The organism is Streptomyces sp. JLBG701 (assembly GCF_058544905.1).
Genome location: NZ_CM178588.1, coordinates 1,463,041 through 1,476,588 on the forward strand (window position 1 = coordinate 1,463,041; position 13,548 = coordinate 1,476,588).

At 65.4% G+C, this 13,548-nt stretch carries 12 protein-coding genes; 7 read left to right on the forward strand and 5 right to left on the reverse strand.

The features are described from left to right. Positions 1–42: 42 nt before the first annotated feature. Positions 43–330, reverse strand: a complete 288-nt coding sequence (locus AC5DRG_RS06750; protein ID WP_491808819.1) for a hypothetical protein — start codon at positions 328–330, stop codon at positions 43–45. Between the two features lie 170 nt (positions 331–500). Between AC5DRG_RS06750 and AC5DRG_RS06755 the strand changes: the two genes are divergently transcribed. Further along, positions 501–1,739, forward strand: a complete 1,239-nt coding sequence (locus AC5DRG_RS06755; RefSeq protein ID WP_491808820.1) for an IS256 family transposase — start codon at positions 501–503, stop codon at positions 1,737–1,739. On the opposite strand, the gene AC5DRG_RS06760 is transcribed toward AC5DRG_RS06755, so the two are convergent. Continuing rightward, positions 1,695–2,405 carry a hypothetical protein gene (locus tag AC5DRG_RS06760; RefSeq protein WP_491813404.1) on the reverse strand — a complete coding sequence of 237 codons (711 nt, stop codon included), beginning with the start codon at positions 2,403–2,405 and terminating at the stop codon, positions 1,695–1,697. The two genes, AC5DRG_RS06755 and AC5DRG_RS06760, sit on opposite strands and share 45 nt — an antisense overlap. Between AC5DRG_RS06760 and AC5DRG_RS06765 the strand changes: the two genes are divergently transcribed. Together AC5DRG_RS06765 and AC5DRG_RS06770 are read left to right on the forward strand one after the other, a co-directional pair. Further along, entirely contained in the window at positions 2,314–3,045 is a 732-nt protein-coding gene (locus AC5DRG_RS06765) for a transposase (protein WP_491808821.1), read from the forward strand. The genes AC5DRG_RS06760 and AC5DRG_RS06765 overlap by 92 nt on opposite strands. Positions 3,046–3,399: 354 nt before the next feature. Beyond that, the gene (locus tag AC5DRG_RS06770) at positions 3,400–4,689 is read left to right on the forward strand and encodes an ATP-grasp domain-containing protein (protein ID WP_491808822.1); all 1,290 of its coding nucleotides are present in this window, start codon (positions 3,400–3,402) and stop codon (positions 4,687–4,689) included. Here the strand turns inward: AC5DRG_RS06770 and AC5DRG_RS06775 are convergent, their stop codons facing one another. Continuing rightward, a complete protein-coding gene (locus AC5DRG_RS06775; RefSeq protein WP_491808823.1) occupies positions 4,690–5,136 on the reverse strand; it encodes an adenylyltransferase/cytidyltransferase family protein in 447 nt (148 codons plus the stop codon). A 161-nt stretch (positions 5,137–5,297) separates the two neighbouring features. Here AC5DRG_RS06775 and AC5DRG_RS06780 point away from each other — a divergent pair, with 161 nt between their 5' ends. Then, on the forward strand, positions 5,298–6,362 hold the full coding sequence (locus AC5DRG_RS06780) for an amidinotransferase (protein ID WP_491808824.1): 1,065 nt from the start codon (positions 5,298–5,300) through the stop codon (positions 6,360–6,362). An 82-nt stretch (positions 6,363–6,444) separates the two neighbouring features. Here the strand turns inward: AC5DRG_RS06780 and AC5DRG_RS06785 are convergent, their stop codons facing one another. Next, positions 6,445–8,022, reverse strand: coding sequence for a B12-binding domain-containing radical SAM protein (locus AC5DRG_RS06785; protein ID WP_491808825.1), 1,578 nt, complete (start codon positions 8,020–8,022; stop codon positions 6,445–6,447). Positions 8,023–8,187: 165 nt separating this feature from the next. Next, the gene (locus AC5DRG_RS06790; protein WP_491808826.1) at positions 8,188–9,489 is read right to left on the reverse strand and encodes a JmjC domain-containing protein; all 1,302 of its coding nucleotides are present in this window, start codon (positions 9,487–9,489) and stop codon (positions 8,188–8,190) included. A 110-nt stretch (positions 9,490–9,599) separates the two neighbouring features. Between AC5DRG_RS06790 and aepX the strand changes: the two genes are divergently transcribed. From aepX to AC5DRG_RS06805, 3 genes are read left to right on the forward strand one after another with little or no spacing between them, the layout of a single operon-like run. Further along, entirely contained in the window at positions 9,600–11,285 is a 1,686-nt protein-coding gene (aepX, locus tag AC5DRG_RS06795) for a phosphoenolpyruvate mutase (protein ID WP_491808827.1), read from the forward strand. A 10-nt stretch (positions 11,286–11,295) separates the two neighbouring features. Further along, positions 11,296–12,450 carry a phosphonopyruvate decarboxylase gene (gene aepY / locus AC5DRG_RS06800; protein WP_491808828.1) on the forward strand — a complete coding sequence of 385 codons (1,155 nt, stop codon included), beginning with the start codon at positions 11,296–11,298 and terminating at the stop codon, positions 12,448–12,450. Beyond that, positions 12,447–13,535, forward strand: coding sequence for a 2-aminoethylphosphonate aminotransferase (locus AC5DRG_RS06805; RefSeq protein ID WP_491808829.1), 1,089 nt, complete (start codon positions 12,447–12,449; stop codon positions 13,533–13,535). The genes aepY and AC5DRG_RS06805 overlap by 4 nt, the downstream gene beginning before the upstream one ends. The last annotated feature ends 13 nt before the right edge of the window (positions 13,536–13,548 follow it).

A 13,548-nucleotide genomic window follows, 5' to 3' on the forward strand; every position in this document is an offset into this window, starting at 1 on the left:
GTCCGTCGCACTGGCAGCCCGACGTCCTTTCCGGGCACCCGATCAGGAGTCGTAGCGCTTGGTCACCTCGATCGTCGTCCCCGCGAGCGCCGTTCCCACCGGCGTCTCGGCCCACTGAGCAAGCAGCAGCGGCTTCTCTTCCACAGACCTCAGCAAGTGCACGATCTTGTCGGCGTCCGGTGCAGCGGGAAGGGCACAACTGATCAGGGTGTTGCCAGTCGCACTGCTGTGTTCTCCGTACGCTTCGTCGGGATCGTCTGGCTCCCAACGCCCGATCTCGATCTCCCAGGAACCGTCTTCATCGCCAGGTTCCGGCGCTTGGACTGTCATGTAGAAACCGTCAGATTCGTATGGCTCCGCAAAGATCGGTTGCGTCCAGGGAAGTGGTGTACGGGTTCGACCTGATCCGGGGGTTTGCTCCGGCGTTGGGATGAGGCCCGCATAGATGAACGGCCACCGGCTGATCTTCGAGGTGTCGAAGCTCGAAGGAGATCAGCACGATGACCGCACCCGACAGTCTGCCTCTGCACGTCCTCGCTGAGGACAACCTCGCCACGGCGAGTCCCGATCTGCTGCGCGCGATGGTCAAGACGTTCGCCGATGCGCTCATGTCCGCCGAGGCGGACGCCCTCTGCAACGCCGAATACGGGCAGGTCAGCGACGAGAGAGTCAACCACCGCAACGGATATCGTCCGCGGGAGTGGGACACCCGGGCGGGCACCGTCGAACTCGCCATTCCCAAGCTCAGGTCCGGGAGTTACTTCCCGCACTGGCTGCTGGAGCGACGCCGGCGGGCCGAGCAGGCCCTCATCTCGGTGGTCGCCACCGCCTACCTGCTCGGGGTCTCCACCCGTCGAGTCGAGAAGCTCGCCGAGAGCCTGGGCGTCACCCAGCTGTCGAAGTCGCAGGTCAGCGCGATGGCCAAGCACCTGGACGAACAGGTCGCCGAGTTTCGCAACCGGCCCCTGGACGCCGGCCCCTACGCGTTCGTCTGGGCCGATGCCCTGACCCAGAAGGTCCGCGAGGGCGGCCGCATCATCAACGTCCACGCGCTGATCGCGGTCGGCGTCAACGCCGACGGGCACCGCGAGATCCTCGGCCTGGACGTGGCCACCGCCGAGGACGGCGCAGGCTGGCTGGCCTTCCTGCGCTCGCTGATCGCCCGCGGCCTGTCCGGCGTCCAACTGGTCATCTCCGACGCCCACATGGGCCTGGTCAACGCGATCGGCGCCACCCTGCCCGGCGCGAGCTGGCAGCGCTGCCGTACCCACTACGCCCGCGCACTGCTGAGCCAGGTCCCCAAGTCGGCCCAGCCCTGGGTGGCCACCCTGCTGCGGACCGTCTTCGAACAGCCCGACACCGACGCCGTCCAGGCCCAGATGCGCCACGTCCTCGATGCCTTGGAGGCCAAATTCCCCAAGGCCGCAGCCCACTTGGACGCTGCTCAGGGCGACGTGCTGGCGTTCACGGCGTTCCCGCGGGAGATCTGGCGGCAGATCTGGTCGAACAACCCGCAGGAACGGCTCAACAAGGAGATCCGCCGCCGCACCGACGTGGTGGGCATCTTCCCCGACCGCACCGCCCTGATCCGTCTGGCCGGCGCGGTGCTGGCCGAGCAGAACGACGAGTGGACCGAAGCCCGCCGATACATGGGACTCGACCTGCTGGCCAAGGCCCGCCTCCACTCGATCGAGTCAGAGACCGACGAGAGCGTCCTCCCAACCGAACTCACCGCATAGCCTCAAAGGAGAGATCACCGAGTGGCCGTCGATACACCACTCCAGCGGACGTGACCCAAAGATCTCGCGGCTGGGGTCATCCAGCGAGGCCCACATGCCGGTGCACCGGGAGTGTGCTGTGACCAGCACCCGGAGCTCGGCGACAACCTTCTCCCGCTCCTCCGTGGTGAACCCTGCCTCACGGCGATCGAGCTGTTCGCGCGTCTCGTCGCTCAGTGTGTCCATTCCGTCGTCATACTTCACGAAGGGATGGTCGAATTCCCAGTGACGCGCGTTCTCGGTCTCAGGTCCCGAGGAAGTCCCCGAGAAATCATCGAGTGCCGCACACAACTCGGCTTCTTCTAGCTCTAGTTCGAAGCTGATCGCCCGACTGACCGTATCGGGCACAGTCGCCAAGGCATTCTCCAGATCGGCCAGCGCCTGGTGAAGCCGCAGACAGACGTACTCGTGCCACAGACTGTGGGCGCCGCAGAGAAGATCGGCACGGGCAGCAGCGTCTGTCAGTGCCACAAGGTGCTTGCGCGGGTAGTAGTCCGCACGCTGTTCCCGGCAGTCGTGGACACTGACGGGGACGGTGGCGAAGGCGGAGATCCGATTGAGAGCGTCGACGATCGGAACCGCAAGGCGCGAGTCGCCAAGACTCGTCACCGTCGGCTGGAAAATCACCGGAGACGACGAGCAAGCCATCGCCCATCTGCCCGAGGCAGCCTGGGAGACCTCCGTGCACCAGGACGGCAGCCTCCAAGAGGGCTACTTCGTCGCCGAGTTGACTGGGCTGAACACCCGTGAGGGCTGGCCGGTGGGTATGCGGCTGATCGTGCGCCGCGTCAAGCCGTCACGGCGACACCTGAAGAAGCTGACCGACTTCGAGAAGGAGACCGGCTGGCGCTACTGCATCACCGCGACCAACATCCGCCACATGCGGGGCATCGTCGGCTCCAGCCACAGCCAGTTCCTCGACGTGCCGCACCGCTCCCACGCCGGGGTGGAGGACCGAGTGCGCGCCAACAAGGCGATGGGCCTGGCCAACCTCTCGTCGGCCTCCTGGAAAGTCAACCGCGGCTGGATGCTCGCCGCGAACCTCGCCGCCGATCTCGACGCCTGGCTGCGGCTGCTGACCCTGCACGACATCAATGACCTGGCCGACGCCGAGCCGGACACCATGCGTTTCCGCCTCTACCACCTGCCCGCCCGACTCGCCGACCACGCCCGCTGCCGCTGGCTACGGATCGAAACGACCTGGCCCTGGGCAAAGGCGTTCACCACCTGCTGGCACCGGCTGACCGCCCTACCCGCCATCACCTGACGACCGGATCACCAGCCCGACGAGACAAGAAAAGGAGCAGATCCGCACGATCTCCGGGTGCCGTGGAACCCCGGCGCAGCCGCAGCGACACGCGAAGGCCCCACTCGCGACCACGCGGAACAAACAGGGCGAACGGACGGCTCGATCAAGCGCTCACGGCTGCTGAAGAATCGAGGTTAGACGAACTTCCTTCAGACGGCCACCGATTGTTGCGGACCCTGCGCACGGTCACTCGTACGTGTTCCCTGTCCCGGAGTCGCCGCATAATGTTCGGCCCAGCCGGACGGTCGGCCAGGTAATCAGCGCTTGCAGAGGACCGTCGGCAAAATCGGAGACGGAGAGGAGACTGGCCCGGTGACCTTGTGTGTATTGTTCAGCGAGGGTGCCATCTCGCCCCGCGAGCTGCTCATCGCGCTGGAAAATCACGGTCCCATCGTCTTTGCCATCGGCAATGACACGTATGCGCGTTCTTACATGCCGCTGATCGCAACGGCAGGCACCGTGGTGGAGTTGACCGGCGATGCGACGGTCGACGCGACGCGGTTGAAAGCAGCCGGAGTCACCGGCATCGTCACCTACAGCGAGGGTGGCATTCCCATTTGCGCCCTACTCACCGAGCGGCTCGGCCTTCCCGGTCATGACGTGGCCACCGCCACAGCGCTCACCGACAAACACACCCAGCGCGCCCTGCTGTCGGCCGCAGGAGCGGGCGGCGTGGACAGTCGGCTGATCACGGGCACCGAGGACTGGGACGCAGCAGTCCACGAGATCGGGCTGCCCCTGGTGGTCAAACCCCGGTGCGGCGAGCGCAGCAGAAACGCGCGGCCGGTGCGCGACGCGGACGAGGGACGCGCACTCGTCGCGCGACTGCTGGACCGGGCCGCCACTGGCCGTGAGAAGGATCTGGTCGCCGAGCAGTACCTGGTCGGGCTGCCCACGCATCCGTACGGGGACTACGTGTCCGTCGAGTCAGTCTCTTCCGATGAGATCATCCGGCACATCGGCGTGACCGGCAAGTTCCCCCTGTCGCCGCCGTTCCGCGAGATGGGCCACTTCTGTCCCGCGCCGTTCGCCCCGGATCTACTCGACCAGATCGAGGAGTTGGTCGGAACCGCGCTGCGCGCTCTCGGGGTCCGGCACGGCATCACGCACACCGAGGTGAAGCTGACCGCACAAGGACCTCGGATCATAGAGGTGAACGGCCGGCTCGGTGGATTCATGGCCCCCCTTTACCGGCGTTCCCAGGGCCTTGATCTCATACAGGTCGCCGCTGGTCTCGCACTGGGGCGGCTGGGAATTCCGGAAGGCAAGCCTGACGGCCTGACGCACTTTCAGTACACGACGCGGGCCCCCCTAGATGCACGCCGCCTTGTTTCCGTATCCGGCCGTGACGTTCTTCTGGGTCACCCGATGATCGACGCTTATCAGCTGTACGTGATACCCGGTGCTCCGCTGGACCCGGACATGACCTATCTGGACTGCGTCTCGGGCTCGGCTGGCTCACCCGCGGAGATGATGCGCGACATCGACGAGTGCCTCGCCCTGCTGACCTACGAGTTCGAGATGCCCGACGGGCCCCTGAACATCAACGGGGCCGCCCTCCGTACCGCCACTTCACCCGCGAGAGAAGCACATGAATCGTGATCACCGTGCCGTTCGGCACCGGGTGATCAGGTCTGTGGTGGAAATTCCCTGCGTGTAGGCGACCAGCCGCAGTTTACCGACGGCTGATACCTCGCCAAAGATTTCCTCGACGACCTCGGGCATGATGTCGTCGCCGTGTACCACCAACGCTATTTCGTGTCGCTCCAGGAAATCCTTAGTGACCCGATACGGCGCGTCCGGCAGCACCTCATCGACATAGCGGCACGCTTCGATCACCGCGATACGTTCGGCCAGACTCATGATGGGACGACGCTTGTACGAGGCCACCACCTCGTCGGAGAGCACGCCGACCATGAGGTAGTCACCAAATTCACGAGCCTCTTTGAGAAGCGACACATGCCCCGAGTGAAAGAGGTCTCCCACCATGTCCACGTAGACACGTTTCTGGTTGCTCATACCGGCACGGTCTGTCATGGTCGATGCCACCTCGCAGCTCCACGGAACTCAGTCATCGCCGTAAGTATTGTCCGTAGACTCACTCAAGACGAGGACGAAGCTTGAACATCGCGGATTCACGCGCAGACGACATAACAGCCACTTCCGCAGTCAGTTCCCACAACGAGTGGGACCCTCTTGAGGAAGTAATCGTGGGCACCATCGAGGGGGTGACGATTCCGCCCTTGACGCACGAGATGAAGGTCATGGTGCGCCGTGACTACTGGGACTTCTATCGGGAGCACGCCGGAGAGCCTTACCCCGAGCATTTGGTGCAAGGCGCTTCGAAGGCCCTCGACAACCTCCAGAAGGTCCTGGAGGACGAAGGAGTCAAGGTCACCCGGCCCGAGCCCGTCGATTACGCCACCAAGAAGTTCCGCACGCCGTACTTCGAGTCGACCGGCTTCTTCAACGCCGACGTCCGCGACGTGCTCCTGGTCGTGGGGGACGAGATCATCGAGGCGCCGATGGCACTGGCTCCGCGCTACTTCGAGCACCTCAAGTACCACTCGCTGATCCAGCAGTACTTCGAGCGCGGGGCCCGGTGGACTGCGGCCCCGAAGTGCTCGATGGGCCGGCACATGTACGACTACGACTACCCGGACGAACACCTCGCGTTCTTCCGCGGCGACCCCAACATCCCGGACAACGTGGGCCCGCTGGTCGGCCAGTACATGACCAACGAGGCGGAACCCTGTTTCGACGCCGCGGACTTCGTACGCTTCGGCCGCGACATCATCGTGCAGCGCAGCCAGGTCACCAACGAGCTCGGCATCAGGTGGCTGGAGCGGCACCTCGGCAGCGAGTACCGGATCCACCGGGCACGCTTCCGCTCCTCGGGTCCGGTCCACATCGACACGACCTGGGTGCCGCTCGGTGAGGGCAGGGTGCTCACCTGCCCGGCGCGGCCGTGTCTGTCGCCAGAACTCCTCGACATGTTCAAGCGGGCCGGCTGGGAGATCATCGAGGCTCCGGAGGGGGTGGCGCCCGCGGAGTTCCAGCTCTCCAGCCGGTGGCTGTCGATGAACCTCCTGATTCTCGACGAGGAACGGGTTGTCGTCGACAAGCACGAGGAACCGACCATCAAGATGCTCAAGAACCTCGGCATGAAGCCGGTTCTCGTGGACTTCAAGGATCACTACGTCTTCGGCGGCGGTCTGCACTGCGCCACCCTCGACGTCCGTCGGCGCGGTGTCCTCAAGAGCTACTTCGACTAGACGCAAGGAAGTCCCGGCATGACGAGAGGGCGTCCGCCTCGGCGGACGCCCTCTCGTCATGGCAGCCGGAACCGCCGCGCCGTCAGCTGGCAGCTGCGGCGCCTATGTCACCGGGACGGTACTCGCGCACCAACTCGTTGTAGGCCGCGTCGCCCTCGGGGGTGTCCGGCTCCGCCAGCCGGACCCGGTCCCAGTCGGACTCCGGCGCGGTCTGATAGAGGCCGTAACACTTGGCGATCCCGATCACTTCACTGCGCCTGAGCTGCGGCTGGTCGAGGATGCTCACGTCGTTGTCCGTGATGTCGCAGAACGTTTCGGGGTCGAGGTAACCGTTCTGCTCCGCGATCTTCCGCAGCTCGGTGCCGTGCAGGGGCGAAAAGATGAAGCAGCCCACGGTATCGATGTCGTCCGGCAGCCGACGGGTGAACTCCACCGTCTCGAAGACCAGTTCACGGGTCTCCTCGGGCATGCCGATGATGCAGTTGCCAGTGGTCGAGAAGCTACGGCCCGAGCAGATCTCGAAGGCTCGGCGCAACTGGTCGTTCGTCTGGAACCGCTTGAGCATCTTCCTCCGGTACTCAGGGTTCCCGTGCTCGATACCGATGCTGGTGCGGAGCATGTTCATCCGCTCGAGACCGTCGGCCGCGTGCTCCGTCATGGTCTCGGACCGGGTATTCATCCAGAACGGGATGCGATAGTCCTCGTAGCGCTCGACCAGTTCGTCGAAGTCTCGCGTTGGAAGTGCCAGGAAGGTGTCTGCGAGCCAGTAGACGAGTTCGATGTCGTGGAGCCTGTGCTGGTGTTCCAGTTCCGCCATGGTGCGGTCGAGCGACTTGCGCCGGTAGAATTTGCTGCCTTGTTCGGCGGTAGCAATGCGGTTCTGCCCGGGGGAATTGCAGTAGGTGCACTGGAACGGGCACCCGCGCTGGCTCTCGATGCCGATGGTCCGCCAGAGTCGGCCTTCCATCGGCCGGTATATCGCCTGTTCCTCGAACAGGCTGTAATCGGCGAACGGCAGGTGGTCGAGGTCCACCCGGGGGCCCAGCGGATTGCGGTACAGCTGGCCGTCCTCCCGGACCCAGAGGTTGGGGATGTCGGTCAGCGACCGGCCGTCGCACATCCGCTCGCACAGCTCGATCAGTGCGATCTCGCCCTCTCCGCGGCACACGAAATCGCCCACGTTGTCACGGAGGATGAAATTGGGTGCGAAGGTCGCGAAAGGGCCACCCCAGATGGTGGGGATCTTACGGTCCTTCTCGGGAAGCGCCTGGATCATGGCACGGCCGATGGAGTAAGTGTTCTCCACCACCGAGACGGCGATCAGGTCCGGCTGGTACTCCGCCACCTTGGCCCGGAAGTCGTCCAGCATGCTGGTCTGCTGGAAATGCACGTCACGTTCGAGCCAGTCGAACTGCTTCACGAAGGTCCGGTAGTGGACGTAGTTCGATGTCAGATCCTCCGCGTAGAAGGTGCTGTCGAAAAGATCGACCTGGAACCCTCGTTCGCGCAGCAGTGCGGTGAAGAGCCCCATAGAATAGGGCATCATCGCCGCCTGCTGAATGTTCGGATAGACCAGCAGGACGCGGAAATCCGATGGTTTCTTCCGTGCGGACCGCCTCGCACCTCGAGTTTGTACTGTGACTTCGACTTTCTGAGCCATCCACGCTCCCACCAGATGTCGGCAACATCGACAATAAGACCTGCACGCTGACATATACGCTTCAACCAGGTCAACCGTGAAAGATCGTCTTGAGGAAGCGACCCGGGTGTGCAACCCCGGAAATTCCGCGGTTGCACACCCGGTCCGTGGCCACGCCGGCAGAACCTACCGGCTCGGGCTGCCCCACCGCCGCCGCAGCAGGCCGGCCTCGACACACTGCTGAAGCAGATTCCACACGGCCCGAGGGCTCAACTGCCCCTCGGCAGCGGCAAGTGCCTCGGAAAGTCCGAACCAGTCCGGGGCGTCCGCGAGCATCCAGCCGCAGAGTCCGGCGGCCGCGGGGGGCAGTTCGACATCGATTCCCTGACCGCCGTAGTCGACCACGACGGGCGGTTCGGCGATCAGCAGCCGGGCCGCCGCATCGGGTTCGACCTGGAAGGCCGCCTGGTGGTGGGAGGCGAGATTGCCGAGCAGGTCTTCCTCGAGCAGTTTCTGGGGATCGTCCAGTGCCTCCCTGGCACGCTCGGCCGCCCAGGCCATCGTCTCCCGTGCTTCGGCGGATGGCCCGGCCGGTCCGAAGGCGTCGAACGGAGTGGTCCGCATGCGCGGATCGCACGTGAGCCGGCGTTCCAGGGCGGCCAGCACGACATGCGACCACGTGGGCAGTGAGAAGTGGTAGCCGAGGGACAGTGAGGCTTCGTCATCGGCCAGCGTCGTGTGATAGACGCCGCGGGGCGTGATTAGTGCGGAGCCACGCCGCATCTCAATCACCTCCAGATCGGTCACCAGTTCCGACTGTGTGCCCATGCGTGGCAGGGAGGGCGGGAAGTCCAGCCGCGCGGCGAGCTCCTCGTTGTAGAGGGGGTATTCGAGGAACGGATGCCGGCCCACGCGCCAGCGCTTGTGTCCGCGCAGGTGGACCACCACGCTGTCGAATCGGTCATAGTGCAGGCCCAGTCCGGAGCCGGCTCCCGCAGGTGTGTACACCATGCTCAACACGAACGGCCATGTGCTGCTCCAGGGGTCCAACAGCCCCCGTGTCGCTACTGGTTGATGCGGCAGGCCGAGCGACTCCAGGATGCCGGCACCCCGTTGGCGTGCCTCGGGCAGGTGCTCCAGCATCCGCCAGCAGACGATGGTGTGGCCGGAGTGGTAGAGCGGCACCGCGTCGCTGATCGACGTCGGTGGAAAGGTGTACAGGTCTTGCACGTTCTCCGTCGCTCCCGCGGTTCCCCCGGCGCGGTTCTTGTCGGCGAAGCCGTACACCGACACCTTCATGTCAGGGGCGAACTCAGCCAGTGCCTCGGGCGTGGGAAAACGCTCGGCTATGCGCTCCTCGAGGTCTTTCGGATCACCATGCTCGACGAGGTGGCGGCCTTCGGCCCAGTGCGTCCGCGGCGCGTTACTCTCACTCGCACGCGGAAACAGCTGCCGCAACGCGTCGACTGCGGATTCATCGGCGGTCATTCCTGTCTCTCCCATCTCGGTGGATTTTCTGCTCGTATCCTCATACAGCCAGCTAGCGTTGCCGAAGTATTGACCGCCCTGTAACATACGGTAATCAACTGGGAGGTGGAGTGTCCTCGCTGCATTTTCCGGAGAAGCATGTCGTCAACGGGCCCGGAGTCGGCCCTGACGACGCGGTGAGCAAAACCGCTCGACTGCGGCGCATGCTGCGCTCCAACGAACTGGAGTTCATTCTCGAAGCACACAACGGCATCAGCGCGGTCATCGCGGAAGAGGCCGGCTTCAACGGGATCTGGGCCTCCGGACTCGCATTGTCCGCACAGTTCGGGGTGCGTGACAACAACGAGACGAGTTGGACCCAGGTTGTCGACATGGTCGAATTCATGGCCGACGCGACATCGGTACCGATTCTGCTCGACGGTGATACCGGATACGGCAACTTCAACAACGCCCGTCGACTGGTGCGTAAACTTGAGCAGCGCGGCGTCGCCGGTGTCTGCATCGAGGACAAGTCGTTCCCGAAGACCAATAGTTTCATCAACGGCGAGCGACAGTCGCTCGCGGACATCAATGAGTTTTGTGGCAAGATCGCCGCGGCGAAGGACTCGCAGCTTGACGACGATTTCTGCGTCGTCGCGCGCGTCGAGGCGTACATCGCGGGGCGGGACACCCGTGAAGCGATCACTCGCGCCGAGGCGTACCGCAAAGCCGGTGCCGACGCCATCCTCATTCACAGCGCCCTGTCCAAGCCCGACCAGATCCTTGAGTTCGCGAAGGAATGGGGCGGGCGTGCCCCGCTCGTGATCGTGCCGACCAAGTACTACAGCACCCCGACACACATCTTCCGTGATGCCGGGGTCAGCTTGGTGATCTGGGCGAACCACCTCATACGCAGCGCCGTCGACGCGATGCAGGGTACCGCCCGGCAGATCTTCGAGGAACAGTCGCTGGTGGAGGTCGAGGATCGCGTCGCGAGCGTTAAGGAGATCTTCCGCCTCCAGTGCGCGGAGGAACTGGCCGCCGCGGAGCACCGCTACGCGAAGGGCACACGGCCGAACACCGCAGCCGTCGTGCTCGCCGCGAGCCGCGGCGACGAACTGACGCATCTCACCCATGACCGCCCCAAGACCATGCTCTCGGTCAATGGGAAGCCGCTGCTCGCACGCCTCGTCGAACTGTGCCGGAAACAGGGGATCGACGGCATCTCGGTGGTGGTGGGTTACCGGGCCGACAGCGTCGACATCAAGGACATCGAACTGGTCCTGAACGATGGCCACGCCACGAGCGGTGAACTCGCCTCGCTTGCCTGCGCACGGCACGCCTTCCGCGACGACACGGTGATCCTCTACGGCGATCTACTCTTCCGCTCCTACATCCTGCGCGAACTGATGGAGTCGCACAGCGAGTTAACGGTGGTCGTGGATTCGCAGGAGAGTGACATGGGCCTCGCCCGCGACGACGTGTACTGTTCATCCCCCGACGACCGTTCGCTCTGGGGGCAGCGCGTTCTGCTGAGCCGCATCGCCGGCGCCGGACTCCGCAACGGCGCGCGGCCCGACGGCCGTTGGATCGGCATGGTGCGAGCCCAGGGCGACGGCCGCGCCTGGATCGAGCAGGGTCTCGACACGCTCGGCATGCGCCCCGACTTCGACCGGCTCACGCTGAGCGACCTCCTCAACCATATCGTCGCCGAGGGACACCCGGTGCGCGTCATGTACATCCATGGGCACTGGCTCGATGTGAACTCACTCGCCGATCTGGAGCAGGCGGGCCGGTTCACCGCCGGCCAGTCGTGAAGGAGCGCTCATGATCCAGGCATGCGACTTCGTTCACGACGCCCTCGGCCGGGGCTACGACTGGTACGCCGGGGTGCCCTGCTCGTTCCTCACCCCGTTCATCAACTACGTCATCGGCGACGGCGACATCGGCTACGTGTCGGCGGCGAACGAGGGCGATGCGGTCGCCATCGCCGCCGGCGCTTGGATCGGCGGGCATCGCGGCATCGCGATGATGCAGAACTCCGGTCTCGGCAATGCCCTCAATCCGCTGACCTCGCTGCTGCACACCTTCCGCATCCCGGTGCTCCTGATCTGCACGCATCGCGGCGCGCCGGGAGTCGACGATGAGCCGCAGCACGACCTGATGGGACGCATCACCGGCCCGTTGCTGGACACGGTGCACATTCCCTGGACACGATTTCCCAGCGATCCGGCGGCGATTTCGGCCGTACTGGACGAGGCCGATCGCCGGGCCGCGGAGCGCCAGGCGTGCGCTCTGGTCCTGGAGAAGGGCAGCTGCGCACCGCATCCGCCGGCACCGGCAGCGACCGCACCCCCGCCGATGCCCGTGCCCGTCGAAGGCCGCGGCCATGTACTGACCGCGGCGGAGCGCGGCTCACGGCAGGCGGCGTTGGAGGCGATCGTCGCCACCAGCGACCAGGCCCGCACCGTCGTCGTGGCCACTACCGGCTACACCGGCCGTGAACTGTACGCGATCGCGGACCGGTCGAATCACCTGTACATGGTCGGCTCCATGGGGTGCGCCTCGTCGCTGGGGCTCGGCTTGGCGCTGGCCCGGCCGGACCTGCGCGTGGTCGTGGCCGACGGCGACGGAGCCGCTCTGATGCGCATGGGAAATCTCGCGACGATCGGTGCGTACCGGCCGAGGAACCTGCTGCATGTGGTGCTCGACAACGAAGCGCACGACTCGACGGGCGCGCAGGCGACCGTCAGTTCCCGGATCGATCTCGCCGGCGTCGCCGCGGCCTGCGGCTACCGCCGGGTGCTGCGCACGGACTCGGCCACGGAGTTGCGGACGTTCCTGCGCACCGCGGACCACGACGGTCCGTACTTCGCGCATATGAAGATCCGTACTGGCACCCGTGACACGCTCCCCCGGCCGGCCCTGCAGCCGCCCGACGTACTCGACCGACTGATGGACCGCATTGGACGTCCCCTGTGAAGACGATACTGCTCAATCCCGGCCCGGTGACGCTCTCGCGGCGCGTACGCGAAGCGATGTCCCGGCCCGATCTCTGTCATCGCGAGCCCGAGTTCGGCGCGCTCCAGGACGGCCTGCGCCGCAAGCTGCTCGATGTCTACGCCCTCGACCCGACGGACTGGGCAGCGGTCCTGCTCACCGGCTCCGGCACGGCCGCGGTCGAGGCCATGCTCACCAGCCTGGTACCGGCGGACGGCCGCCTGCTGATCGTCGAGAACGGCGTGTACGGCGAGCGCATGTCACAAATCGCCCGCACCCACGGCATCGCCCATGAGCGGGTCACCGCTCCGTGGTCCGACGCCATCGATCTGTCCGCCGTGGAACGAGCTCTCGGCGACGGCGCCTTCACCCACGTCGCCGTGGTCCATCACGAGACCACGACCGGGCGGCTCAATGACATCGCCCGGCTGTCGAAGCTCGCGGCGGCTCACGGTGCGCGGCTGCTGCTCGACGGTGTCAGTAGCTTCGGTGCCGAGACGCTGGACTTCGACGGCTGGCATCTCGACGGCTGCGCGGCCACAGCGAACAAGTGCCTGCACGGCGTACCAGGGAGCACCTTCGTCCTGGTCCGTCGCGCGGCGCCGGCCACCGCCCCGAGCCGCACGGTCTATCTGGATCTGCGCGCCTACCTTGCTCAGCAGGACCGGCGAGCCACGCCCTTCACCCAGTCGGTGCAGACGTTCTACGCGCTCGACGAAGCGCTGGACGAGTTCTTCGAGGAAGGCGGCTGGAGCGGCCGACAGGCGTTGTTCCGATACCGCATGACGCGCATCCGTGAGGTCCTGCTGGCCCTCGGCGTCGAACCGCTGCTACCGGACGCCGAGTCCTCCTGTGTGCTGCAGTCCTTCAGACTACCGCCGGGACACGACTACGAAGTGGTGCACGACCGGCTCAAGCAGGACGGCTTCATCGTCTACGCCGGCCAGGGTGGGCTGTCGGGACGTGTCTTCCGGATCTCCGCGATGGGCGACATCACCGAGGAAGACCTGACGCGCCTGCTCGACGCGTTCTCCACCCTCTTCCCGGCCGTCCGCCGACGGAGCTGAGGTTCCGGGCCCG

What these genes read in the sequence shown, in the direction of transcription:
- AC5DRG_RS06750 (WP_491808819.1), bottom strand. Translation starts at nt 330, where the DNA reads ATGACAGTCCAAGCGCCGGAACCTGGCGATGAAGACGGTTCCTGGGAG.
- AC5DRG_RS06755 (WP_491808820.1), top strand. Translation starts at nt 501, where the DNA reads ATGACCGCACCCGACAGTCTGCCTCTGCACGTCCTCGCTGAGGACAAC.
- AC5DRG_RS06785 (WP_491808825.1), bottom strand. Translation starts at nt 8,022, where the DNA reads ATGGCTCAGAAAGTCGAAGTCACAGTACAAACTCGAGGTGCGAGGCGG.
- AC5DRG_RS06790 (WP_491808826.1), bottom strand. Translation starts at nt 9,489, where the DNA reads ATGACCGCCGATGAATCCGCAGTCGACGCGTTGCGGCAGCTGTTTCCG.
- aepY (WP_491808828.1), top strand. Translation starts at nt 11,296, where the DNA reads ATGATCCAGGCATGCGACTTCGTTCACGACGCCCTCGGCCGGGGCTAC.